Raw genomic sequence first — 25,423 nt, forward strand, 5'->3', positions numbered from 1 at the left:
ACCGGCGCGGATAGGCCGCGCCTTCCCTTCAACTGGGTCATTGCACCGCGGCGGCATCGGCCTATATCAACGGCATGACCTTTTCTGCCGATCCCCGCTCGCTGCTCTATCGCCCCGGCCAGCTTGAACCCGATGAGGCCCGCGCTCTGGTGGGCCGCACCTTGGCCCAATGCGACGATGGCGAGCTATACCTGCAATTCATCGCGTCCGAGGCCTTTGGCTTTGACGACGGGCGGCTGAAAACCTGCGATTACAGCCGCGAGGCGGGCTTTGGCCTGCGCGGCGTGTCGGGCGAAATGACCGGCTTTGCCCATGCCAACGAGATTTCCGCCGCCGCCATCGCGCGCGCGGGCGAAACCCTCACCCTGCTCGACCCGGCGACCGGTCAGCGATCCGCGCCCCCGGTGCGCACCAATCGCCACCTTTATACCGATGCCTCGCCGCTCGATGGCGTGGAATTTGCCGCCAAGGTTGCGCTGCTCGAACAGATCGACGCCGCCGCCCGCGCCCGCGACCCTCGCGTGGCGCAGGTCTCGGCCTCGATTTCCGGCTCATGGTCAGTGGTGGAAATCCTGCGCGCCGATGCCGACGCCGTCACCGACATTCGCCCGCTGGTGCGTTTGAACGTCTCGATCGTGGCCGAACAGAACGGGCGGCGCGAAACGGGCAGCTTCGGGATCGGCGGGCGCTATCTCTATGACGACCTGATGAAGCCGGAAACGTGGAACCGGGCCATTGACGCCGCGCTGGCGCAGGCGTTGGTCAATCTGGAATCGGTGGCCGCGCCTGCGGGCGAAATGACCGTGCTGCTGGCGCCGGGCTGGCCGGGGGTGCTGCTGCATGAGGCGGTGGGTCACGGGCTGGAAGGCGATTTCAACCGCAAGGGCACCAGCGCTTTCTCGGGCCGTCTGGGCGAGCGGGTGGCCGCGCCCGGCGTGACCGTGGTGGACGATGGCAGCATTGCCGGGCGGCGCGGTTCGCTGAGCATCGATGATGAAGGCACGCCGACGCAGGAAAACGTGCTGATCGAGGATGGCATCCTTAAGGGCTATCTTCAGGATCGCCTCAACGCCCGCCTGATGGGGGTGGCCCCCACCGGCAACGGGCGGCGCGAGAATTACGCCCATGCGCCCATGCCGCGCATGACCAACACCTTTATGCGGGCCGGGAATGACGATCCCGCCGAATTGCTGAGTCGCGTCAAAAACGGCATTTTCGCCAAGAGCTTTGGCGGCGGGCAGGTGGACATCACCAGCGGCAAATTCGTCTTTTCCTGCACCGAGGCCTATCGCATCGAGAATGGCAAGCTGGGCGCGCCGATCAAGGGCGCGACGCTGATCGGCGACGGGCCTTCGGTGCTCACCCGCGTCACCGGCATCGGCAATGACCTCGCGCTGGACGAAGGCGTGGGCATTTGCGGCAAGGGCGGCCAGTCGGTGCCCGCAGGTGTGGGCCAACCCACCCTGCTGGTCGAAGGGCTGACGGTAGGCGGCACGGGTTGAGCCGAATCATGGACGCCCGCGCCGACTGGGCGTAGAATGGTCCATCTGAAGGGGGCGCTTCAGACCGAAGGAGAAGGCAAAATGTCTGTTCGTTCCATGCTTCGCATCGCCGCTCTGGCCGGCGGCGCATTGGCTGTCCTGGCCGCCCCGATGGTTGACGCGCGCGAGCGTCTGACCCCCGAGCAGGAGCTGGCCAAGATCGTCAAGGACCGCGTGCCGGGCAAGCCCGTCAACTGCATCAACCTGACCCAGATCCGCTCGACCACGATCATCGACAAGACCGCCATCGTCTATGACATGGGCGGCACGATTTACGTAAACCGTCCGCCCTATCCGCAATCGCTCGATGATGACGATGTGCTGATCACCCGGACATGGGGATCGCAATTGTGCAATGTCGACATCGTTCAACTGGCCACGCGCGGCGGCGGCGCGGGCATGTGGTGGCGCGGATCGGTGGGCCTTGGCGAATTCGTGCCTTACACCAAGCCCAAGGCGGCCCCTGCTCCCACCGCACCGGCCAACCCCGCAGGGTGATTCAGGGCGCGCGATGCGCCCACCAGATGACGCCCGCGACAATGGCGACGGCCAACGCCATTTTGCCGACGAACATATAAATCAGCCAGCGAGGGATGCCCCCGCTGGCTGATTTGCTTTCCGGTTCTGGCGGGGTGATGCCCACCCTCGCTTATTCCCACTCGATCGTGCCGGGCGGCTTCGACGTATAGTCATAGACCACGCGGTTGATGCCCTTGACCTCGTTGATGATCCGGGTCGCCACGCGCGACAGGAAGGCCGCGTCGAAGGGATAGATGTCGGCGGTCATGCCATCGGTGCTGGTCACGGCGCGCAGCGCGCAGACATGATCATAGGTGCGCCCGTCGCCCATCACGCCCACGGTCTTGACCGGCAGCAGCACGGCAAACGCCTGCCAGATGGCGTCATAGAGGCCCGCATTGCGGATTTCCTCAAGATAGACCGCATCGGCCTTGCGCAGGATATCGGCACGCTCGCGGCTGACCTCGCCGGGGATGCGGATGGCGAGGCCCGGCCCGGGGAACGGATGGCGGCCCACGAAAATGTCGGGCAGGCCCAGTTCGCGGCCCAGATCGCGCACTTCGTCCTTGAAGAGTTCGCGCAGCGGCTCGACCAGCTTCATGTTCATGCGCTCGGGCAGGCCGCCGACGTTGTGGTGGCTCTTGATCGTCACGCTCGGCCCGCCGGTGAAGCTGACCGATTCGATGACGTCGGGATAGAGTGTGCCTTGCGCGAGGAAGTCGGCGCCGCCGATCTTCTTGGCCTCATCCTCGAACACGTCGATGAAGGTCTTGCCGATGAACTTGCGCTTGGCTTCAGGATCGGTGACGCCCTCAAGGCCCTTCATGAACAGGGTCGAGGCATCGACATGGACCAGCGGAATGTTGAAATGGCCGCGGAACAGGCTGACCACCTGCTCGCTCTCGCCCATGCGCATCAGGCCGTGGTCAACGTAAACGCAGGTGAGCTGCTCGCCGATCGCCTCATGGATCAGCACCGCGGCCACCGCCGAATCGACGCCGCCCGACAATCCGCAGATCACCCGGCCCGAACCGACCTGCTCGCGGATTTCCGCAATCTTGGTCTTGCGGAATTCGGCCATCGTCCAATCGCCCTTGAGGCCGCAGACGTGACGCACAAAGTTCTTGAGCAGCTTGCCGCCATCGGGCGTGTGGACCACCTCGGGGTGGAACTGCATCGCATAGATGCGCTTTTCGTCATTGGCGATCACCGCAAAGGGCGCGCCCGCCGAGGAGGCCACCGGGCGGAAGCCGGGGGCCAGGCTGGTCACCTTGTCGCCGTGGCTCATCCACACCTGATGCTTTTCACCCACCGACCACAGGCCGTTAAACAGCGCGCAAGTGTCGTTGATGTCGATAAAGGCGCGGCCGAATTCGCCCGAATCGCCCAGCAGCACCTCGCCGCCCAGCTGATGCATCAGGCTTTGCTGGCCATAGCAGATGCCGAGAATAGGCAGGCCGGAATCGAGGATCACTTGCGGGATGCGCGGGCCATTGGCATCGAGCACGCTGGCGGGCGAACCCGACAGGATGATGCCTTTGGGCTGCATCCGCTCATAGGCGGCCTCGGCCATGCTGAAGGGAGCGATTTCGGAATAGACGCCCGCCTCGCGCACGCGGCGTGCGATCAGCTGGGTCACCTGGCTGCCGAAATCGACGATGAGGATGGAGTCGGAGGGCTGGACAGTCATGGCAGGCCCGTAAGGTTTACGGGGGCAAATGTCCAGATACGGCGGGACGCAGGATGGAGAAAAGCACGGAGCGGGCGATGCAAGTAACAGTTGCACAAAACGCAATCGCGCGCGCCCTCTTCGCACGTGCAAAATAAAACTTTGGTCGTATATGCCGCCTCACAGACGGCAGTCACTACGCCAAACAGCGTAGGCCGACGCCGGTATAACAACAACCCAGGAGTAAACCCATGTCGCGCAATATCGTGGCTTTTGCCGCCGCCATCAGCGTCAGCGGCCTGTTTTTCGCCGCTGTTCTGGCCTGATCGCCGGTATTAAACTTATAGCTTCCATGGTCCTCTCACCCCATGAAGCATCAAAGGGCTGCCCCACTTCGGTGAGGCAGCCCTTCGCATTTGCAGCATAGATTATGACGCGGCGCGTCAAACCGCCTGAACGGTCAAACCGTGAGTCGCACCGAAAGACGAATGTCGCGCCCGGCCAGCGGCGCGTAATCTTTCAGGAAGCTGGCCGCGCGGCGCGCATCCACATTGAACAGATTGCGCGCGCCCAGCGTAAAGGACACCCGACCGTCCTTGCCGCCCGGTTTGAACCCGAACTCGGCATTGACCAGCGTATAGGCCGCCGTCGGCGTTTCCTGCGCGGCAATGCGGTTCTGCGCCGTCACATGCTCGACCTCGCCGCGCAGATCCCAGCGCGGATCGCTCAGCGTGACGCCGCCCAGCACGCGCAGGGGCGGAATGCGCGGGGCCGGACCCACGCCCGAAATCGTCGCCTTGACCGCATCGCCCATGGCATCTGCTGCCAAACGCCAAGCGCCGATTTCCGCCAGCGTCATCGCGCCTTGCAGTTCGAAGCCGTAATAGCGCGCCGGGGCCTGACGCATCTGATAGACCGGCAGGCCATCCTCGATGGCCCCGGTAGGGTCTTCATAGATGAAATTGCCGAACCAGCTGTGATAGACCGAGGCCTCGATCGAATAGCCCTTGCCGCCGCCGCGCAGAATCGCCTCGACGCTGGTTGAGCGTTCGGTCTTCAGGCTCACATCGCCGATTTCAAACGCCTGCGTGCCTGCATGCGGCCCATTGGCAAACATTTCCTCGGCCGAGGGCGCGCGTTCGGTGCGCGACGCCGACAGGCCCAGCGTCCAGGCCGGATCAATCCGCCATGTTGCCCCGCCCGAGAAGGAAAAGGTGTCGAAGCTGCGCGATCCGCCCCAGAATTGCGGCTGGTCGGGCAATGGCATCGAACTCAGCTTGGAATGCTCGTAACGCCCGCCCGCCTCAAACTTCACCGCGCCCGCGTCAAAGCTTTGTAGCGTAAAGAGGCCCAGTTGCTGGGTGCTGTTGCGCGGGAGGAACGCCTCGTCGCCGATCACGTTGAAATCGCGCGAGACATATTGAACCCCGCTCGCCCCCTGCCAGCCACCCAGCTTGGACTGGGTGACTTCAAGACGGCCCTCGATGCCATGGTTGAAGAATCGCGTGCCGACCGAACCATCGGGCGCCAGTTCGGCATGCTGATAGGCGGCATAGCCAAAGCGGGCGGCGATCTTGTCGATCGCGCCGCCTGCGGGGCGGATTTCCGCGCGCGCGTCCCAGCGGTCCTGCTGCAACTTGATGCGCGGGCTTTCCTGCTCCTGATCGGGCGCGGTGGCCAAACGGCTGGGGACGCCATAGAGGCTGTCCTTGTGGCTGTAGGCGACGCCGATGCTGCCCTGCGCGCCGATATAGGCCAGCCCCGCGCCCGCATCCCAGCTCTTGGCCGCCGTATTGGCCAGCCGTCCGCGCGCATTGGCGTTGGCGGTGTAATCAATATCGGGATCGCCCGCGCCGCTCGCCGCCGTGGCCAGCGCCTGCGCGCGCAGCGCCGGGGTCAGCACATAGCCGCCGATCTTCATATCATCGGACACCGCCCGGCTGCCATCGGCATGGGCCACCCAGCCCCCGCCCAGCGGCACATCCACCGTGCCCGCGAGGGACTTTTCATTCGCCGCCGAACCATAGGAGGCCAGCGCGCCAATGTGGATCGGCTCCTTGGGCACCTCGGTCGGGATGCGGCGGTCGATCACATTGACCACGCCGCCCACCGCCGCCGAGCCATAGAGCAGCGCCTGCGGCCCGCGCAGCACCTCGATCCGTTCGGCCAGCAGCGGGTTGACCGCCGGGGCATGGTCGGCGCTGGTGTTCGACACGTCGATCGAGCCGATGCCGTCAACCAGCACGCGCACCCGCTCGCCCTGCATCCCGCGCAGCACCGGGCGCGAGGCGGTAGGGCCGAAGGATGTGGCCGTCACGCCCGGCGTATGGGCCAGCGTTTCGCCGATGGAGGAGCGCAGGGCCTGATCAAGATGCGCGCCTTTCAGCACCGCCACGCCCGAGAGGATATCCTGCTGGCTGCGAGGCAGCACGCCTGAGACGACGATCTCGGCGGGCGGGCCGCTGTGGATGGCGTCTTGCTCGGCCCCGGCATCATCGGCAACGGTATTGGAGGCCGCAAGCACGGGCGCAGGCGCGGCCAGCGCGGCCGCGATTGCCGCAAGTGCGCAGACGGGGGTGATGCGCGTCAGTTTCATAGGAAAAGTCGGACCCTTATTTCATATTGCAGCGCAGCTATGCCGCGCCCTCATGTCCGCCTTCCTAACAGTCCCTCAAAAATGATACAATATCACATAACGTAAAAAGCCTATATACGCCGCCATCCTGCGGCCAATCGGGAAACGGGGACGGAAACCTTCCGCCCCCAAAGCCCCGCCGCTCACTTGTTGGCGTATTCCTTCACCAATTCGTTCAGGAATTCGCGGCCCGTATAGACCGCCTTCACAATCGCGCGTTCGTTCAAGCCATGCGCACCATTGCCGTCTGGATCGCCATAAAGGCCGGGAGGACCGTAAGAGGGAATCCCCACCGCTTCGAGATAGATGCCATCGGTGGCGCCCGTCGACATCACCGGCACCAGCGGCACGCCGGGATAATATTTGGCCACCAGGCGTTCCGCCGGGCCGACGATAAAGGGCGTGAGCGGCGGCGATTTGGCCAGCGGGCCGCGATCATCGACCTGCTTTACGGTCATCTTCGGATCGGCGATCACCTTTTCCAGCGTGGCGCGCACCTCTTCGGCGGCCACGCCGGGGAAGATGCGGCAATTGACATTGGCCCCGGCCCGCTGGGGCAGCGCATTGTTGGCATGGCCGCCATCCAGCAGCGTGGCCACGCAAGTCGTCCGCAGCATCGAGTGATAGGAGCGGTCGGTGTTGAGGATCGCTTCGGCGGCCTTGGATTCGGGGCTGCCGATGGGGGCGGCGGCAATGGTCACCATCGCCTTGCCCATATCGCCGCCGCGCGCCGGGCCAGCCTTGGTGAAGAACGCCTTGGTGGTGTCATTCAGCATCAGCGGAAAATCGAAGGCGCGCAATTTGACCAGCGCGTCCGACAATTCATAGATCGCATTGTCCGGGATCGGAATCGAGGAATGGCCGCCCGGATTGGTCGCCTCGATGCGGTAATTCACCACCGTCTTTTCGCCGACATGCAGGTTCTGGACAATAACCTTGCCCTTTCCGTCGGTGCGCCCGCCGCCGCCCTCGTTCAGCGCGAATTCGGCGTCGATCAGATCGCGCTTGTTATTGGCCAGATATTGCGCGCCATTGAACGCCCAGCTCGTTTCCTCGCCGCAGGTCAGCGCCAGTTTCAGCGTCCGCTTGTTCTTGACGCCTTCCTTTTTCATCCGCGCCATCATGTCGATCCAGATGGCGTCCATCGCCTTCATGTCCGAGGTCCCGCGCCCATAAAAATAGCCGCCCTCCTCGATCAAAGTGTAAGGATCGCGGGTCCAGTCCTCGCGTTTGGCCACCACCACGTCGAGATGACCGAGCAGCAGGATGGGCTTCAAGGTCTTGGACGTGCCCGGCAGGATCACCACGATGCCGCCCTCCTTGGGATGATCGGGCACGGCAAAGCGGGTGATATCCGCATCACCATAACCGGCGGCGCGCAGATGCTTCTCCACCTTGTCGGCCAGCAGTGTGCAGGAGCCGGTGGTGATCGAACTGTCCGTCTCCACCAACTCCTTGTAGAGCGCGCGGAAGGCGGCCTGATCGGGGCGCAGGGGCGCCTCCTGAGCGGCCGCGGCGGTGGCCATAAGCCCGCCCGCCATCACCCCCGCCAGAGCCGCAACTCCGGCCAACAACTGCCTGCCATGCTTCATGGATGCCTCCTGCTTCGCCCAATCGCGATTTGGCGGTAATTCAGCAGGAAAACTCTGTGGAAGGAAGGGGCGAAAGCGCCTTTCGGTCCTGCGCCAAAATGCCTATAGGCCGTTTATGAGCACCGAAAATTCGAACAACAGTCAGCCGAGCACCGGGCAGCAGCCCAACACCAACGCCTATGGCGCAGACTCGATCAAGGTCCTCAAGGGACTGGACGCGGTGCGCAAGCGCCCCGGCATGTATATCGGCGACACCGATGATGGGTCGGGCCTGCACCACATGGTGTTCGAAGTTTCCGACAATGCCATCGACGAGGCGCTGGCCGGGCATTGCGATCTGGTGCTGATCGAGCTGAACCCGGACGGTTCGGTTTCGGTCGAAGATAACGGGCGCGGCATCCCCACCGGGCTGCACCCGGAAGAAGGCGTTTCGGCGGCCGAGGTCATCATGACCCAGCTCCACGCGGGCGGCAAGTTCGAGAACACCAGCGACGACAACGCCTACAAGGTGTCGGGCGGCCTGCACGGCGTGGGCGTTTCGGTGGTCAATGCGCTGTCGGAATGGCTCGAACTGACCATCTGGCGCGAGGGGATGGAGCATTGGATGCGCTTCCGCCATGGCGACGCGGAAAATCCGCTGATCGTCAAAGGTGATGCGCCGATCTATGAATCCGGCACCCGCAAGGGCCAGAAGAAGAACGGCACGCGTGTGACCTTCCTCGCCTCTGACGAGACGTTCAAGAACGTCACGGTCTATGACTTTGACAAGCTGGAGCATCGCTACCGCGAGCTCGCTTTCCTGAACTCTGGCGTGCGCATCCTGCTGCGCGATCTGCGCGGCGAGGAGGTGAAGGAACACGACCTCTATTACGAAGGCGGCATCGCGGCTTTCGTGCGCTATCTGGATCGCAACAAGATGGCGCTGATCCCCGAACCCATCGCCATCACGGCGGACAAGGACGGGATCGGCATCGACGTGGCGTTGCAGTGGAACGATTCCTATTACGAAAACGTCCTGTGCTTCACCAACAATATCCCCCAGCGCGACGGCGGCACGCACCTTGCCGCCTTCCGCGCCGCGCTGACGCGCACGCTCAACAATTATGCCGAGCGTTCGGGGATGCTGAAGAAGGAAAAGGTCTCGCTTTCGGGTGAGGATATGCGCGAGGGCCTGACCGCCATCGTTTCGGTCAAGCTGCCCGATCCCAAGTTCTCGTCCCAGACCAAGGACAAGCTGGTTTCCTCCGAAGTGCGTCAGCCTTTGGAAGCGCTGATGGCCGACAAGATGACGCAGTGGCTGGAGGAAAACCCGGCCCATGCCAAGTCGATCATCCAGAAGGTGATCGATGCCGCCGCCGCGCGTGAGGCCGCCAAGCGCGCCCGCGAACTGACCCGCCGCAAGGGGGTGATGGACATCGCCAGCCTGCCCGGCAAGCTGGCCGATTGTCAGGAACGCGATCCGTCCAAGTGCGAACTCTTCCTGGTCGAAGGTGACTCGGCAGGCGGATCGGCCAAGCAGGGCCGCGACCGCCATTATCAGGCGATCCTGCCTTTGAAGGGCAAGATCCTGAACGTCGAACGCGCGCGCTTTGACCGGATCATTTCGTCCAAGGAAGTCGGCACCCTCATTCAGGCGATGGGCACCGGCATCCGTGATGAATTCAATCTGGAAAAGCTGCGCTATCACAAGATCGTCATCATGACCGACGCCGACGTCGACGGCGCGCATATCCGCACGCTGCTGCTGACCTTCTTCCACCGCCAGATGCCCGACATCATCCGCGCGGGCCATCTCTTCATCGCCCAGCCGCCTTTGTATAAGGTCGCCAAGGGGCGGTCCGAGGTTTACCTCAAGGACAATGCCGCGCTCGACCGCTATCTGGTCGAGGCGGGCCTGTCCGGGCGGATGCTGGAAACCGGCACGGGCGCGCGCTCGGGCCGCGATCTGGAGGATCTGGTCGATCATGCGCTGCGCCTGCGCAATCTGATGGCCTTTGTGCCCCGCCGCTATAACCCCGCCGTGATCGAGGCGATGGCGCTGGCCGGCTCGCTCGAACATGGGCTCAGCCCCGAGGACCGCAAGGCGGCGCTCGACAAGGCCGCCGCATGGCTGGGCCGCGCCGACCGCGAGGCCAAGTGGGAAGCGATGCTGACCGAGGCGGGCCATGTCGAATTCCTGCGCCACTGGCGCGGCGTCACCGACTATCACAAGATCGAGGCCGCCTTCCTGATCAGCGCCGAGGCGCGCAAACTGGCCCGTCTGGCCGCGGAACAGGCCGAGGTTTACGCCACGCCGGCCAAGTTCAGCCGCTCCACCGCCGTGACCGCCGAACCCGAACCGACGGTCGAGGAAACCGAGGGCGAGGACGCCCCCGTCGCTGCCCGCCCGGTCGATCTGGACGGCTCGATCACCCGCCCCTCGCAATTGCTCGAAGCGGTGCTGGCCACCGGGCGAAAGGGCCTCTCGATCCAGCGCTACAAAGGCCTTGGCGAGATGAACGCGGAACAGCTCTGGGAAACCACCCTCGACCCCAACAACCGCGCCCTGCTGCAGGTCAAGGTCGAGGACGCCGACGTGACCGACGAAATCTTCACCCGCCTGATGGGCGATATCGTCGAGCCGCGCCGCGAATTCATTCAGGAAAACGCTTTGAACGTGGCCAATCTCGATGTCTGACGCAGAAAACCCCAAACCCGACTTTACCCACGCGGAGGCCTATATGCCCAGCGAAAGCAACCGCGCCACCGTCGACAATATCCCGTGGGAGCAACCCGCGACGATGATCGACCTCGAAGGCCGCGTGCCGGTGATCGCCCATGTGCGTGAATGCGTGGTGCATTTCACGCTCTACAAACCCCATGCGCGCCAAAACGCCCGCCTGCTGCTGACCGCGCCGGTGCATCGCGCCGGGCGCATCACGCGGACATGGCTGCTGGAGCCGGCCGAGTTGGAAGCTTTGGCCGAGAGGTTGAAGCGGGAGACGAATTGATCGGGGTTTTGGGGGTTTGCCTCCGGCGGGCAAAGGGTCTCGACCCTTTGCAATCCCCATACTGTCTTCGTTGCGTTACGGGTCCGACCTCAAGTGTCGGACGCAAGGATTGAAATGGAAAGCCTGCGGCGCCGATCAGCGCAACATGGCGCCGCAGGCTTTATAAACAAACCCACTCCCCTGCCCTCATCGCGCCACCCATTAACGGGATTGCAAAGGGCCCCCGCCCTTTGCCCGCCGGAGGCATAGGCCCCTCCGCAAACCTCACCCCTTGGTGAAATCAAACCGTATCCGCACCCAAGTTCCAACCTGCGGCTTGCCATCGATGCGCGGCGGCCAGACAAGGAACTGCCACGAGGCCCTGCGCAACCCGCGTGCAAGGCCGGAGCCGAGCGGATATTCGTCAAGCTCCTGACAATTCTCGACATGGAAATGGTCGATGGTCTGACAGGCGATGGTGGCCCAGGCTCCGGGCGGCGCGTTGGCCCCGGAGAGGAAGGGGCGCAGCTCAGCATCGCTTGGTTCGCGATACCATTGCGCGGCATAGAGGTGGACGCCCTTGGGCCCTTCGCCCGGCCCGGTGGCGGCGGCGCGGGCGGCGGCGGCATTGGCGGCGGCCACGGCTTCGCTGCGGCGGCCGATGGCGCCGATGTCCGATGCCGCAAAGTCATCGTGGCTCAACTTGATATAGTTGGGCGGCGGGGGCGTGGTGGGCGTCGGCTCGGGCGGAGCGGGCACCGGGGTCTTGGGCGGTTCGGCCATTTTGGCCACTTTGGGCGATGATACCTGCTGCTGCGCCTTGGCTTGGGCTTGCTGCTTGCCATCGTCCATCTGGATCGACACCAGACGCGGTTCCCCCGGCTGCTTGTTCGCCCCGGCCAGTCCAAGGCTGAGCAGGGCGGCGATGAACAGCGCCATGATCGCCGCCGACAGGCCAATAGCCGTCGCACGACTGCGCAACCGCGATTGCTGGGCAAAGGAAGGCAGGGCGGCGATGGTCGGACTTTCGGAGCAGGATTCGGGTCGGGGCGCTGTTTCTATGCTTGGAGAAAGCTGTATCCCAGATTTACGAAACCGGCGCAGGGGGTGCAAATCCGGCCCCATCGGGCCATTCGCGCCCGGCCAGCCCCAGCACCTTGAACAAGACGCCCATTTGATCGGGCGCGGTCAGCCGGTGATAGGCCGCTTGGGTCTCATCGGGCGCAACCTTGGCCAATGCCGCGGCGCGCTCGGCCATGCCCAGCGCCATCAGCCACCCGCCCTGCCCGGCGATGCCCATCACGCGCGCGCCTTGCGCCTGCGCCACCTGCGCGGCGGTGACGAAATCGACCAGACAGGTCAGATCCGCCTCGCCGGGCGCCTCAAACGGATCGACATGGGCATGGGCGCGCAGGGCCTGAAAGGTCGAGCCCATCTGCCTTGGCGCATAGCCATAGTCGATGATCAGCGCCGCGCCGCCTTGCGCGACCAGCCTGGCGCCGATTTCGCCCATCACCGCAGCGGCGGCGGGGCAGGTTTCAACGATCGCCCCCGCCTCGGCCTCGCGCCACGGGGCGGGCACAGCATGGTCCATCGGCAATCCGCCCGCCACGGGTACAAAGCGATCCCCATCCAGCCCGACCATCCGCTCGCGCCAGCCTTGCGGCGTTTTGGCCAATTGGCGCACCGGCAAGGCATCAAGAAATTCATTGGCCACGAGGAGGATCGGCGCGTCCTCCGGCAGGGTCGAGAGGTCCTCATGCCACACCGCCTGCGGAAAGGCCTCCGCCTGCATCCGGCGCAAGGCGGGCGAGCCTTCGATGAAATGCACCTCCGGCATCAGGCCAAACCGCGAGGCCACACGCAAGGCATCGCGCGCCAGCGTGCCGCGTCCCGGCCCCGGCTCGGCATAGATTACGCGCGCGGGGGATCCGGCCCGGCGCCAAACATCCGTAATCCACACGCCCACCATCTCGCCAAACATCTGGCTGATTTCGGGCGCGGTGATGAAATCGCCGCCCGCGCCCAGCGGATCGCGGGTGGAATAATAATGGGCATTGGCCTGCGCCATATAGAGCGCGAGCGGGATCGGCCCCTGCATCGCGATCAGGCGGCGCAGACTCTCCGACAGATCAGCCATCGGCGCCCGACCGCACCGGCACCCGCGCCCCCAGCATCGGCCGCGTCAACGAACGGACGATCAGGAACAGGCCCAGGAGGATCATCGGCACGGTCAGCCATTGCCCCATCGACATATGCGTGCGGGCGGCAAATTCCTGCAATTGCTGATCGGGCTCGCGGAAAAATTCGACAATGAAGCGCGCCAGACCATAGCCCAGCGAGAAGGTGCCCATCAGCATCCCCGGCCGCCAGCGCGCCCGCGTCCGCCAGAACAGCGCGAACAGCACCGCCCCCAGCACCATTCCCTCAAGCCCCGCCTCGTAAAGCTGGCTGGGATGGCGGGCGAAATTGCCGGCCGCCTCGTCGGGAAAGACCATCGCCCAGGGCACGTCCGGCCCGGCCACCCGGCCCCACAATTCGCCATTGATGAAATTGGCAATGCGCCCGAAAAACAGACCCACCGGCGCGCAGGGCGCGACATAATCCATCACCCGAATAAACGACAGGCCGCCCGCCCGGCACACGCCCCAGACCGCCACCAGCACGCCGATCAGCCCGCCATGAAAGCTCATGCCGCCCTCCCACAGGCGCAGCATCTTCAAAGGCTCGGTATAGAGCGTGTGGTCGTAGAATGTGGCATAGCCCAGACGCCCGCCAAGAATGATGCCCAGCGTGCACCAGAAGAACAGGTCATCGACATGGCGCTGCGCCAGCGGGCTGCCCGGTTGGCGGATCATCCGCGTCATGTGCCAATAGCCGAAGACAATGCCCGCCAGATAGGCCAGCGAATAGAAGCGCAGGGTGAAGAAGCCCAGGCTGATGCCCTTTTTCAGCCCCAGATCGGCCCAGAAGATCGGCTGCTTCACCGCACTGGCCCCGGCGGACAGGAAATCGGCTAATGGCAGCGAGGCATGAACAAGGTCGCTCAACATGGGAAAAGGGATCCGTGGCTGGGGCAAAAGCCCATTTTTTCCTAATGAGCCGCGCGATACAACAAGCCGGTGACAGAAGTCACCTTTTTCTGCGTCAAACCTCTGGCGCGGCGATGGCTCCACGGGGTAGAGTGATAAGTGTCGCTTAAGTAGAGATGTTTAGACTTGGCCCGCCAGCCTCCAGTTGAAAGCCCCCGATGAACGCCATTCGCATTCCCAACCAACGCGCGGTGATCGACCGCCGCGCTTTGACCATCGCCATTGCCGATGCGATGGATGCGGCGGGCAACAAGGCCAATGTGGCGCGCCAGTCGATCGTCGAACTGTTGCGACGGGCGCTGGCCGACGGGCGCGAGGAAATCAACCGCCGGTTGATGGAGCGCCCCGGCGCGGGCCATGATTGCGCCGAGGCGCAGGCTTTCCTGACCGACCAGTTGCTGCGCGTCATCCACGATCATGTGATTTCCGACGTCTATCCGGCGGTCAACCGCAGCACGGGCGAGCGGCTGACGATCATGGCCGTGGGCGGCTATGGCCGGGGCGAAATGGCGCCCCATTCCGATGTCGATGTGGCCTTCATCACGCCCTCCAAGCAGACCCACTGGTGCGAGCAGGTGATCGAGGCCATGCTCTATTTCCTGTGGGATCTGGGGCTGAAGGTCGGCCATTCCAGCCGCAGCCTTGACGATACGGTCCGCATGGCCAAATCGGACATCACGATCTGCACCGCCCTGCTCGAAGGGCGCTATGTCTGGGGCGATCAGGCGCTGTTCGACGAATCGCGCCGCCGGTTTTTCGCCGAGGTGGTCGAGGGCAGCGAGCGCAATTTCGTCACCGAAAAACTGGCCGAGCGCAATGAGCGGCACAAGAGACTGGGCGACAGCCGCTATGTGGTTGAACCCAATGTGAAAGAGGGCAAGGGGGGGCTGCGCGATCTGCACACGCTCTATTGGATCGGCAAATATCTGCACAAGGTGCGCAGCCCCGCCGAACTGGTCGATGTGGGATTGCTGACGCAGGACGAATACCGCGCCTTCCGCCGCGCCGAGAGCTTTTTCTGGGCGGTGCGCTGCCATCTCCACACGATCACCAACCGCGCCGAGGACCGGCTGACCTTCGACCTGCAACGACAGGTGGCCCAGCGCATGGCCTTTGCCGACCGGCCCGGAAAGAGCGCGGTCGAACGCTTCATGCAGTACTTCTTCCTTCAGGCCAAACAGGTCGGCAGCCTGACCGGCGTGTTTCTGGCACAATTGGAGGAGCAGACCGAGAAGAAGAAGCGCAAGGGCTTCCTCGCCTCGCTGCGCGGGCGCACGCGCACGGTCAAGGGATACAAAGTTTCCCATGGCCGCATCGCCGCGCCGTCGGACGACTGGTTCGAGGCCGATCCGGTGCGGCTGCTCGAAATCTTCACGATTGCGGATGCGGAAAGTTTCGAGATCCACCCCGAAACCATGCGCCAGATCGCCCGCGACGCAAAAATGATCGACGCCGAGGTGCGCAAGAACCCGCGCGCCAATGAGCTGTTCATGGAATTGCTGACCAGCCGCCATGATCCCGAAACGGTGCTGCGCTGGCTGAACGAGGCGGGTGTGTTTGGCCGCTTCATCCCCGACTTCGGGCGCGTGAATGCCCAGATGCAGTTCGATATGTATCACCATTATACGGTGGATGAACATACGATCCGCGCCATCGGCCTGCTGGCCCGCATCGAGAAGGGCGAACTGGCCGAAGATCACCCGCTGGCCACCGGGATTATCGGCAAGGTGCATCACCGCCGCGCGCTCTATGCCAGCGTGCTGATGCATGACATCGCCAAGGGGCGCGGGGGCGACCACTCCGTGCTGGGCGCGGAAATCGCGCTGCGCCTGTGCCCGCGTCTGGGCATGACCAGCGAGGAGACCGAACTGGTGAGTTGGCTGGTGCGCCAACATCTGTTGATGAGCGCGACCGCGATGAAGCGCGATCTGGCCGACTGGAAAACCATCACCGATTTCGTCGCCGTGGTGCAATCGCTCGAACGGCTGCGGCAATTGACGCTGCTGACCATTGTGGACATCCGCGCGGTGGGGCCGGGCGTGTGGAACGGGTGGAAGCGCCAGCTCCTGACCGAGCTGTTTTCCAGCGCCGAGGAGCGCCTGCGCCTTGGCCATGTCGAACGCCACCGCGCCGAACGCATCGCGGCCAAGCAAAAGGCGGTAACCGAACGCATGGGCGAGCAAGGCTCGCTGGTCGCGCGCTATGGCAAGCAGTTCACCGATGCCTACTGGATCGCCGAACCCGAGGATGTGATCGCCAGCAATCTTGTGCAGTTGCACGAGGCCAAGGGCGCGCCCCTGACCATCACCACCAGCTATGACGAAACCCGCGCGGCCACGCTGGTCATGGTCATCGCCTCGGACCACCCCGGCCTGTTCTATCGCATCGCGGGCGGCATCCATCTGGCTGGCGGCAACATTATCGACGCGCGCATCCACACCACGCGCAGCGGCACGGCGGTCGACAATTTCCTGGTGCAGGACCCGCTGGGCCGCCCGTTTTCGGAAAGCTCGCAACTGGAGCGGCTGCAAAAAGCCATCGGCGACGCGCTGGCCAACCGGGTCAAGCTCTTGCCGCAACTGGTGGCCCGGCCCCTGCCCCGCCCGCGTCAGGAAGCCTTTGAAGTGCGCCCCCGCGTCGAATTCGACAATGACGCCTCGAACCGCTTCACCGTGGTCGAAATCTCGGCCCGCGACCGGCCCGCGCTGCTCAACCGACTGGCGCGCGCGCTCTTCGAATCCCGCCTGATCGTCCATTCCGCCCATGTCGCCACCTATGGCGAACGCGCGGTGGACACCTTCTATGTCACCGACCTGTTCGGCGGAAAGGTCGATGGCGGCAGTCGACAGAAGTCGGTCGAAAAGCGCTTGCTGGAGGCGGCAAGTGAAGAGGTGGCCGAGGTGGTGGCTTAAGGCGTTTTGCTTAAGGTGATGCCTCCGGCGGGTTAAGGGCGGGGGCCCTTAACAATCCCGATACTGTCGGCGTGGTGCCAGAGGTTCGGCCTTGGGTTCAGGGCGCGATGGTGGAATTTCAGAGCCTGCGGCGCTTTTGGCGATGCGTTTGCCGCGCCGCAGGCTTTAATATGATTGCCTACGGCGCAGCCATCTAACGCAAAACCCCATTAACGGGATTGCAAAGGGACGAGTCCCTTTGCCCGCCGGAGGCAAAAACCTTCCCGAAATTACCCCTTCAACCGCGCCACCACCTCATCCCGCCCGATCAAAGGCAAGAGCGCCCCCATATCCGGCCCATGCTCCATGCCGGTGATGGCCAGACGCAGCGGCAGGAACAGCGCCTTACCCTTGCGCCCGGTGGCCTCCTTCAACGCCCCGGTCAGCGCGGCCCATGGCGCATCGGCCCAGTCGAGCGTGGCCGCCACCCCGGCCGCCTGAGACAGGAACGCGCGGGCCTCATCATCCTGCTCCGGCGCGTTGATCGGCCCCTTGATCACAGCCCACCAATCGGCGGCTTCGACCACGGTGTTGAGGTTGGGGCGGATCGCTTCCCATGCTTCCTCGCCCATACCCTCCGGCAGGCGGTCGGCCACGCGGGCATAGGGCATGCGGTGGATGATCTGGGCGTTGAGTCGGGCCAGTTCGGCCTCGTCAAAGCGGGCGGGCGCGCGGCCAAAGCGCGAGAGGTCAAAGGCTGCGCACAATTCCTCGACCGAGAGCGCGGCATCGACCGGATCGCTCGTGCCAAGACGGGCCAGCAGGCTGATGATGGCTTCCGGCTCGATACCGGATTCGCGCAATTCGGCCACGCCCAGCGACCCCAAGCGCTTGGAAAGCTTGCCCTCGGTCCCGGTCAGCAGCGCGCTATGGGCAAAGGCGGGCACCGGCGCGCCAAGGGCGGTGAACATCTGCACCTGCGTGGCGGTGTTCGACACGTGGTCCTCGCCGCGCAGGATCTGCGTCACGCCCATGTCGATATCGTCGATCACCGAGGGCAGCATGTAGAGCCAAGACCCATCGGCGCGGCGGATGACCGGATCGGACATGGTGGCGGGGTCGAAATGCTGCGGGCCGCGCACGCCGTCTTCCCACGTGATCGCCTCGTCGCGGTCCAGCAGGAAACGCCAGTGGGGCGCTTCGCCCGCTGCCGCTTTGGCCTCATGGTCCGCCTCGGTCAGAGCCAGTGCGCCACGGTCGTAAATCGGCGGAAGGCCACGCGAAAGCAGCACCTTGCGCTTAAGATCAAGCTCCTGCGCCGTTTCATAGCAGCGATAGACCCGCCCGCCCTCAACCAGCTTGGCAAATTCGCGCTCATACAGGGCAAAGCGCGCCGACTGCCGCTCCTCGCCCTCGTAATTCAGCCCCAGCCAGGCCAGATCGGCGCGAATGCCATCCACATAATCCTCGCGGCTGCGCGCGGCATCGGTGTCATCAATGCGCAGCAGAAACTTGCCCCCGCTCCTTTGTGCCAGCATCCAGTTATGCAGCGCGGTGCGGATATTGCCGATGTGGAGCATACCGGTGGGGCTGGGGGCGAAGCGGGTGATTGTGGTCATGGGGGGGCTATAATCGGGATAGGGGGGGGAGGAAAGAGAGAGATGCCTCCGGCGGGCAAAGGGCGGGGGCCCTTTGCAATCCCGTTAATGTCGGCGTGGCGTTATGAATTCTGCCTGGACTGTCGGGCGCAATGGTGGAATTTGAAGGCCTGCGGCGCTTTTGGCGCAAGTTTGCCGCGCCGCAGGCTTTATAAACCCATGCCCAATAAAGCGTCGCAGCAGACCTGCCACAACCCTATTAACGGGATTGCAAAGGGCCCCCGCCCTTTGCCCGCCGGAGGCATCCGAAACTAAAAATCAAGCCGTCCGAAACGCCTGCGTAATGGGATAACGCCGATCCCGCCCGAAATTGCGCGACCCCAGCTTGACCCCCGGAGGCGCCTGCCGCCGCTTGTACTCGGCCAGATGGAGCAGGCGCTCGATCCGGCTGACGGTGGCCCGGTCAAAGCCCTCGCTCACCAGTTGCTCGACCGATTTTTCATGCTCGACCAGACCGAGCAGGATCGCGTCCAGCACGTCATAGGGCGGCAGCGAGTCCGAATCCTTCTGGTCCGGGCGCAATTCGGCGCTGGGCGGCTTGGAGATGATATTGTCGGGCATCACCGGTCCATCGGGACCAAGGGCGATGCGCGGACGATGCTTGTTGCGCCATTTCGACAGCGCAAACACCGTCATTTTATAGGCGTCTTTCAGCGGGTTATAGCCACCGTTCATGTCGCCATAGATCGTGGCGTAACCCACGCTCATCTCGCTCTTGTTGCCGGTGGTGACCAGCATTGGGCCGAACTTGTTCGACAGCGCCATCAGCGTTACGCCCCGGATGCGGCTCTGGATATTCTCCTCGGTCAGATCCGGCGCGCGGCCCGCAAAGGGGCTGCTCAGCATCTCGTCAAACGCCTTGACCGCCGGGACGATCGGCACCGTATCATATTTCACGCCCAGCATATGCGCGCATTGGGTGGCGTCCACCAGGCTCTCGGTGCTGGTATAGCGGCTGGGCAGCATCACGCACCACACCCGGTCCGCGCCCAAAGCATCGACCGCAATCGCCGCGCAGAGCGCCGAATCGATGCCGCCCGACAGGCCCAGCACCACGCCCGGAAACCGGTTGCGGTTCACATAATCGCGCAGCGCCAGCACCATCGCGCAATAGATATCCTCGGGATGCTCGGCCTGCGGCTCGATCTCGCCCCGGTCGCAGCGCCATCCCTTTGCGGTCTTCGTCCAGCGGGCCAGAACCTCCTGCTCCTCCCAGTCCTTCATCTGAACCGCAAGGCTGCCATCGCCGTTGACCACGAAACTGGCCCCGTCGAACACCAGTTCGTCCTGTCCGCCCACGCGGTTGAGATAGGCCAGCGGCACCCCCGCCGCCGAGGCGCGACGCTTGGCCACGCCGTCGATGCGCAGCGTGTCCTTGTCGATCTCATAGGGGCTGCCATTGGGGCACAGGAAGATCTCCGCCCCGAAATCGGCCAGATGACGGCAGACATTGGGGTGCCAGATATCCTCGCAAATCGGCACGCCAATCATGGTGCCGCGAAAGATGATCGGCTCGGGCAAAGGGCCGGGCTGGAACAGCCGCATCTCGTCAAACGTGCCGTAATTGGGCAGCTCGTGCTTGAAACGGATCGCCGCCACCTTGCCCTGGTCCAGCAAGGCCACGCCATTATGCAGCGCCCCATCGGCCACGAACACGCTGCCCACCAGCATCGCCGGGCCGCCTGCCGCAGTAGTTTCGGCCATCTTCTGCAACTCGGCCGTGGCGCGCTCGACCAGGCTGGGTTTGAGCACCAGATCCTCGGGCGGATAGCCGACCAACTGCAATTCCGGGAAAGCGATCAGATCCGCCCCCGCCTCTTTCGCACGGTCGCGCGCGGCCAGCATGCCTGCGGCATTGCCGGCCAAATCGCCAACGGACTGGTTCAACTGGGCGAGGGTGATTTTCAACGTATCGGGCATGGGGGCAGGTTTAGGAGCGGTTGGCGCGAATGGGAAGGGTGCAAGAGGGTTTTGTTTGATGCCTCCGGCGGGTTGAGGGCGGGGTGATGGATGCCTCCGGCGGGCAAAGGGTCTCGACCCTTTGCAATCCCATTACTGTCTTCGTGGCGTTTTGAACGCGGCGTTGCGCGTGATGGCGGCGTTTGGATAATAAAGCCTGCGGCGCCTTTAGCGTGAGTTCGTCGCGCCGCAGGCTTGAAAACGACAGCCTATAACCTCGCGTCGCGAACCCGAGCGCAACCCCATTATCGGGATTGTTAAGGGCCCCCGCCCTTAACCCGCCGGAGGCAAAACCCTAGCCCTCCCCCAAACAAAAAACCCCGCCGGATCGCTCCAGGGGGGTCTTTCTGTGTTTTCAGCCCGGCAAAGGCGAGAGGATTATTCCTCGCCCTTGTTCAGGTAATCACCGGCATCGGCGTCGAGGCCGTGGGTTTCCCCTTCCATCGGCGCCAGCGGATCGACCAGACCAGCGGCCTCAGGCCCCTGAGCCAGCTCGGCTGCATGCTCTTCGGCCGCGGTTGCCGGAGCGATCAGGTGCTCCTGCAGCTTGCGATACGAGGCGCGCAGCGCAGCATCGCGGCTGGAGGCGGCCACGCGGATACGGTTCATGCCCGCGCCGGTACCGGCGGGGATGAGACGACCCACGATGACGTTTTCCTTCAGACCGATCAGGCTGTCCTTCTTGCCTTCGACCGCCGCCTGCGTGAGCACGCGGGTGGTTTCCTGGAAGGACGCGGCCGAGATGAACGAACGCGTCTGGAGCGAAGCCTTGGTGATGCCCAGCAGCACCGGCTTGCCTTCGGCGGGACGCTGGCCTTCGGTCAGCTTGCCGTTGGTTTCCAGCATTTCTTCCAGATCGACCTGCTCGCCCGGCAGCAGCGTGGTGTCGCCACCAAACGTGATTTCAACCTTTTGCAGCATCTGGCGAACGATCACCTCGATGTGCTTGTCGTTGATCTTCACGCCCTGCAAGCGATAGACTTCCTGAATTTCCGCGACGAGATATTCGGCCAGAGCCTCGATCCCCATCACTTCCAGAATGTCATGCGGGTTGGGCGAGCCCGAGATCAGGTTATCGCCCTTCTTGACCCAGTCGCCTTCCTGAACGTCGATCACCTTGCTCTTGGGGATCAGGTATTCGACGGGCTCGCCTTCCTGCGGCACAATGGCGATCTTGCGCTTCGCCTTGTAATCGCGGACAAATTCAATGCGGCCGGCGATCTTGGCGATCACCGCATTGTCCTTGGGAATGCGCGCTTCGAACAGTTCAGCAACGCGCGGCAGACCACCGGTGATGTCGCGGGTCTTGGCGGCTTCGCGCGAGGCACGGGCGATAACGTCGCCCGATTCCACGAACTGGCCATCCTCGACCGAAAGCGTCGTGCCCGGCGCCAGCATATAGCGTGCCGCCTCGCCCGAACCTTCGTCCAGCAGGGTCAGACGGGGACGCAGGTCCTCCTTCTTGCCACGGCTGGTCGAGCGGTTTTCGGTGATGATGCGCTGGGTCATACCCGTTGCTTCGTCCACCTGCTCGGTCAACGTGCGGCCGTCGATCAGGTCCTGATACTTCACGCTGCCCGACTTTTCGGTGATGATCGGCGTGGTGAACGGATCCCATTCGGCCAGACGTTCGCCCTGCTTCACGCTCGCGCCGCTCTTGTGGAGCAGATGCGTACCGTAAGGCACACGGTGCATGGCGCGCTCGCGGCCATCGGTGTCGATCAGCGCGATTTCGCCATTGCGGGCCAGCGAGAGCAGACGCCCGCGCTTGTCCACGATGGTCGGGATGTCGCGATATTCGACGTGACCGTCGCACAGCGCTTCCAGGTTCGACTGTTCGTTCACCTGCGCCGCGCCACCGATGTGGAACGTACGCATGGTCAGCTGCGTGCCGGGTTCACCGATCGACTGGGCAGCGATAACGCCGACCGCTTCACCGATGTTGACCGGCGTACCGCGTGCAAGGTCGCGGCCATAGCAGGTGCCGCAAACGCCCTGGGTCGCCTCGCAGACCAGCGGCGAGCGGATGCGTGCCGACTGGATGCCATGCGATTCGATCAGCGCCACCGCCGGTTCGTCCAGCAGCGTGCCCTTGGCAACGATGACCGAGCCATCCTTGGCAAGGATGTCATCGGCCAGCGTACGGCCCAGAATGCGCTCGCCCAGCGAGGCAATGGTGCTGCCGCCCTGAACGATCGCGCGCATTTCCAGAGCGCGTTCGGTGCCGCAGTCATTGATGATGACCACGCAGTCCTGCGAAACGTCGACCAGACGGCGGGTCAGGTAACCCGAGTTCGCCGTCTTGAGCGCGGTATCGGCCAGACCCTTACGAGCGCCGTGGGTCGAGTTGAAGTATTCAAGAACGGTCAGACCTTCCTTGAAGTTCGAGATGATCGGCGTTTCGATGATCTCGCCCGACGGCTTGGCCATCAGACCGCGCATACCGGCCAGCTGCTTCATCTGGGTTGGCGAACCACGCGCGCCAGAGTGGCTCATCATGTAGATCGCGTTGATCGGCTTTTGACGGCCGGTTTCCGCATCCACGGGGCTGGACTTCAGCTCTTCCATCATGGCCGCGGCCACCTGGTCGCCGCAACGGCTCCAAGCGTCGATGACCTTGTTGTACTTTTCCTGCTGCGTGATCAGACCGTCCTGATACTGCTGCTCATAGTCGGCCACCAGTTCCTTGGTCTCGGCCACCAGCGCATCCTTCGAATCCGGGATGATCATGTCATCCTTGCCGAAGGAGATGCCCGCCTTGAACGCGTGGCGGAAGCCAAGGCTCATGATGGCGTCGGCAAACAGCACCGTGTCCTTCTGGCCGGTGTGACGATAGACCTCGTCGATCACGTCGCCCACGTCCTTCTTGGTCAGCAGACGGTTGACGACGTCGAAGGGCACCTTGTGGCTCTTGGGCAGGCATTCACCGATCAGCATGCGGCCCGGAGTCGTTTCGAAACGCTTCAGGTAGGTCTTGCCGTTTTCGTCGGTCTGCGGAACGCGGGCGATGACCTTGGAGTGCAGCGTGACGGCCTTGGCCTCCAGCGCCTGATGCACTTCGGCCATGTCGGCCAGCAGCATGCCCTCGCCCGGCTCGCCTGCGCGGTCCATCGAGAGGTAATAGATGCCCAGCACCATGTCCTGCGAAGGCACGATGATCGGCTTGCCGTTGGCGGGGCTGAGGATGTTGTTGGTCGACATCATCAGCACGCGCGCTTCCAGCTGGGCCTCAAGGCTCAGCGGAACGTGAACGGCCATCTGGTCACCGTCAAAGTCGGCGTTGAAGGCCGAGCAGACCAGCGGGTGAAGCTGGATCGCCTTGCCCTCGATCAGCACGGGTTCAAACGCCTGAATGCCCAGACGGTGCAGCGTGGGCGCACGGTTGAGCATGACGGGGTGTTCGCGGATCACTTCGTCCAGGATGTCCCAGACTTCCTTGCGCTCCTTTTCCACCCACTTCTTGGCCTGCTTCAGGGTCATCGACAGACCCTTGGCATCCAGACGCGCGTAGATGAACGGCTTGAACAGTTCGAGCGCCATCTTCTTGGGCAGGCCGCACTGATGCAGCTTGAGTTCGGGACCCGTCACGATGACCGAACGGCCCGAATAGTCGACGCGCTTACCCAGCAGGTTCTGACGGAAGCGGCCCTGCTTGCCCTTAAGCATGTCGGACAGCGACTTCAAGGGACGCTTGTTGGCACCCGTGATGACGCGGCCGCGGCGGCCGTTGTCGAACAGGGCGTCAACGGCTTCCTGCAACATGCGCTTTTCGTTGCGCACGATGATGTCGGGCGCGCGCAGTTCGATCAGACGCTTCAGACGGTTGTTACGGTTGATGACGCGACGATAGAGGTCGTTCAAGTCCGAGGTGGCAAAGCGGCCACCGTCCAGCGGCACCAGCGGGCGCAGATCTGGGGGGATCACGGGCACAACGTCGAGGATCATCCATTCGGGACGGTTGCCCGAATCGATGAAGGATTCGACAACCTTCAGGCGCTTGATGATCTTCTTGGGCTTCAGCTCCGACTTCGTCTCGGCCAGTTCCTTGAGAAGGTCTTCCTTCTCCTGAACCATGTCGAGGCTCATCAGCATGTGCTTGACCGCCTCGGCGCCGATCCCGGCGCTGAATGCGTCTTCGCCATACTCGTCCTGATAGTCGAGCAGTTCGTCTTCGGTCAGCAACTGGTACTTTTCAAGCGGGGTCAGGCCCGGCTCGATCACCACATAGCTTTCGAAGTACAGGATGCGCTCCAGCTGCTTCAACTGCATGTCCAGCAGCAGGCCGATGCGCGAAGGCAGCGACTTGAGGAACCAGATGTGCGCAACCGGGGCGGCCAGTTCGATATGGCCCATGCGCTCGCGGCGCACCTTGGTCACGGTCACTTCGACGCCGCACTTTTCGCAGACGACGCCCTTGTACTTCATGCGCTTGTACTTACCGCAAAGGCACTCATAGTCCTTCACGGGGCCAAAGATGCGCGCACAAAACAGGCCGTCACGCTCGGGCTTGAACGTGCGATAGTTGATCGTCTCGGGCTTCTTGATCTCGCCAAAGGACCAGCTGCGAATGCGCTCGGGGGAAGCGAGACCGATCTGGATCTGATCGAAGGTCTCGGTCTTCGCCATCTGGTTGGTAAACTTGGTCAGGTCGTTCATATTTTCGTCCCTCTAGGGGTGAAATTCAGTTCTGGCGTACAGGGCGGGTCCACTTGCCACCGCCCCATACGAAGAGTGCCGCAGCAGGTATGCCCCAAGCCAATCCGACGATCATCTCATGGCTCAATTGCCACCCATGATGCTCAACAGCGGCTTGAATGCGATCCCATGCCTCAAGTGAAACGAACACCAACACCACCGTATGCAGGGCATCGAACATTCGCCACCGAGGCATGGGGAAC

General features: G+C 63.6%; 15 protein-coding genes. 5 read left to right on the plus strand and 10 right to left on the minus strand.

From position 1 onward, the window contains the following. Positions 1-74: 74 nt before the first annotated feature. Both tldD and PQ467_RS00575 read left to right on the plus strand, forming a co-directional pair. Positions 75-1,502: a metalloprotease TldD gene (gene tldD / locus PQ467_RS00570; RefSeq protein ID WP_274174642.1), complete on the plus strand. Its 1,428-nt coding sequence runs from the start codon at positions 75-77 to the stop codon at positions 1,500-1,502. Between the two features lie 81 nt (positions 1,503-1,583). Continuing rightward, a complete protein-coding gene (locus tag PQ467_RS00575; RefSeq protein WP_274174643.1) occupies positions 1,584-2,039 on the plus strand; it encodes a hypothetical protein in 456 nt (151 codons plus the stop codon). Between the two features lie 151 nt (positions 2,040-2,190). On the opposite strand, the gene guaA is transcribed toward PQ467_RS00575, so the two are convergent. From guaA to PQ467_RS00590, 3 genes are all read right to left on the minus strand, one after another. Continuing rightward, a complete protein-coding gene (gene guaA, locus PQ467_RS00580; RefSeq protein ID WP_274174644.1) occupies positions 2,191-3,750 on the minus strand; it encodes a glutamine-hydrolyzing GMP synthase in 1,560 nt (519 codons plus the stop codon). Positions 3,751-4,189: 439 nt separating this feature from the next. Next, complete coding sequence (locus PQ467_RS00585) at positions 4,190-6,325, minus strand: TonB-dependent receptor (RefSeq protein ID WP_274174645.1); 2,136 nt, start codon at positions 6,323-6,325, stop codon at positions 4,190-4,192. 182 nt (positions 6,326-6,507) lie between these two features. Next, a complete protein-coding gene (locus tag PQ467_RS00590) occupies positions 6,508-7,956 on the minus strand; it encodes a M20/M25/M40 family metallo-hydrolase (RefSeq protein WP_274174646.1) in 1,449 nt (482 codons plus the stop codon). Between the two features lie 115 nt (positions 7,957-8,071). On the opposite strand from PQ467_RS00590, the gene gyrB reads away from it, so the two are divergent. Further along, positions 8,072-10,633, plus strand: a complete 2,562-nt coding sequence (gene gyrB, locus PQ467_RS00595; RefSeq protein ID WP_274174647.1) for a DNA topoisomerase (ATP-hydrolyzing) subunit B — start codon at positions 8,072-8,074, stop codon at positions 10,631-10,633. Further along, positions 10,626-10,946: a hypothetical protein gene (locus PQ467_RS00600; RefSeq protein ID WP_337995102.1), complete on the plus strand. Its 321-nt coding sequence runs from the start codon at positions 10,626-10,628 to the stop codon at positions 10,944-10,946. The genes gyrB and PQ467_RS00600 overlap by 8 nt, the downstream gene beginning before the upstream one ends. A 264-nt stretch (positions 10,947-11,210) precedes the next feature. On the opposite strand, the gene PQ467_RS00605 is transcribed toward PQ467_RS00600, so the two are convergent. From PQ467_RS00605 to lgt, 3 genes are all read right to left on the minus strand, one after another. Next, positions 11,211-11,906 (minus strand): hypothetical protein, encoded by a 696-nt coding sequence (locus PQ467_RS00605; protein WP_274174648.1) that lies wholly within the window; start codon positions 11,904-11,906, stop codon positions 11,211-11,213. 106 nt (positions 11,907-12,012) lie between these two features. Further along, entirely contained in the window at positions 12,013-13,065 is a 1,053-nt protein-coding gene (locus PQ467_RS00610; RefSeq protein WP_274174649.1) for a class I SAM-dependent methyltransferase, read from the minus strand. Next, positions 13,058-13,978 carry a prolipoprotein diacylglyceryl transferase gene (lgt, locus tag PQ467_RS00615; RefSeq protein WP_274174650.1) on the minus strand — a complete coding sequence of 307 codons (921 nt, stop codon included), beginning with the start codon at positions 13,976-13,978 and terminating at the stop codon, positions 13,058-13,060. The genes PQ467_RS00610 and lgt overlap by 8 nt, the downstream gene beginning before the upstream one ends. A 197-nt stretch (positions 13,979-14,175) precedes the next feature. On the opposite strand from lgt, the gene PQ467_RS00620 reads away from it, so the two are divergent. Further along, entirely contained in the window at positions 14,176-16,929 is a 2,754-nt protein-coding gene (locus PQ467_RS00620) for a [protein-PII] uridylyltransferase (RefSeq protein WP_274174651.1), read from the plus strand. A gap of 269 nt (positions 16,930-17,198) precedes the next feature. Here PQ467_RS00620 and gltX read toward each other — a convergent pair whose 3' ends face one another. The 4 genes from gltX to PQ467_RS00640 form a co-directional block, all read right to left on the minus strand. Further along, positions 17,199-18,527, minus strand: coding sequence for a glutamate--tRNA ligase (gene gltX / locus PQ467_RS00625; protein ID WP_274174652.1), 1,329 nt, complete (start codon positions 18,525-18,527; stop codon positions 17,199-17,201). 297 nt (positions 18,528-18,824) lie between these two features. Then, on the minus strand, positions 18,825-20,486 hold the full coding sequence (locus PQ467_RS00630; RefSeq protein ID WP_274174653.1) for an NAD+ synthase: 1,662 nt from the start codon (positions 20,484-20,486) through the stop codon (positions 18,825-18,827). 417 nt (positions 20,487-20,903) lie between these two features. After that, positions 20,904-25,181, minus strand: coding sequence for a DNA-directed RNA polymerase subunit beta' (rpoC, locus tag PQ467_RS00635; protein WP_274174654.1), 4,278 nt, complete (start codon positions 25,179-25,181; stop codon positions 20,904-20,906). Positions 25,182-25,206: 25 nt separating this feature from the next. Further along, entirely contained in the window at positions 25,207-25,416 is a 210-nt protein-coding gene (locus PQ467_RS00640) for a hypothetical protein (protein ID WP_274174655.1), read from the minus strand. Positions 25,417-25,423: the final 7 nt, after the last annotated feature.

The sequence above is a fragment of the Novosphingobium sp. KACC 22771 genome (genome assembly GCF_028736195.1).
GTDB lineage: Bacteria > Pseudomonadota > Alphaproteobacteria > Sphingomonadales > Sphingomonadaceae > Novosphingobium.

Coding starts and splice junctions, on each gene's coding strand:
- guaA (WP_274174644.1), bottom strand. CDS start 3,750: ATGACTGTCCAGCCCTCCGACTCCATCCTCATCGTCGATTTCGGCAGC.
- lgt (WP_274174650.1), bottom strand. CDS start 13,978: ATGTTGAGCGACCTTGTTCATGCCTCGCTGCCATTAGCCGATTTCCTG.
- gyrB (WP_274174647.1), top strand. CDS start 8,072: ATGAGCACCGAAAATTCGAACAACAGTCAGCCGAGCACCGGGCAGCAG.
- PQ467_RS00640 (WP_274174655.1), bottom strand. CDS start 25,416: ATGCCTCGGTGGCGAATGTTCGATGCCCTGCATACGGTGGTGTTGGTG.
- rpoC (WP_274174654.1), bottom strand. CDS start 25,181: ATGAACGACCTGACCAAGTTTACCAACCAGATGGCGAAGACCGAGACC.
- PQ467_RS00600 (WP_337995102.1), top strand. CDS start 10,626: ATGTCTGACGCAGAAAACCCCAAACCCGACTTTACCCACGCGGAGGCC.
- PQ467_RS00590 (WP_274174646.1), bottom strand. CDS start 7,956: ATGAAGCATGGCAGGCAGTTGTTGGCCGGAGTTGCGGCTCTGGCGGGG.
- PQ467_RS00610 (WP_274174649.1), bottom strand. CDS start 13,065: ATGGCTGATCTGTCGGAGAGTCTGCGCCGCCTGATCGCGATGCAGGGG.
- PQ467_RS00630 (WP_274174653.1), bottom strand. CDS start 20,486: ATGCCCGATACGTTGAAAATCACCCTCGCCCAGTTGAACCAGTCCGTT.
- PQ467_RS00585 (WP_274174645.1), bottom strand. CDS start 6,325: ATGAAACTGACGCGCATCACCCCCGTCTGCGCACTTGCGGCAATCGCG.
- PQ467_RS00575 (WP_274174643.1), top strand. CDS start 1,584: ATGTCTGTTCGTTCCATGCTTCGCATCGCCGCTCTGGCCGGCGGCGCA.
- gltX (WP_274174652.1), bottom strand. CDS start 18,527: ATGACCACAATCACCCGCTTCGCCCCCAGCCCCACCGGTATGCTCCAC.
- tldD (WP_274174642.1), top strand. CDS start 75: ATGACCTTTTCTGCCGATCCCCGCTCGCTGCTCTATCGCCCCGGCCAG.
- PQ467_RS00620 (WP_274174651.1), top strand. CDS start 14,176: ATGAACGCCATTCGCATTCCCAACCAACGCGCGGTGATCGACCGCCGC.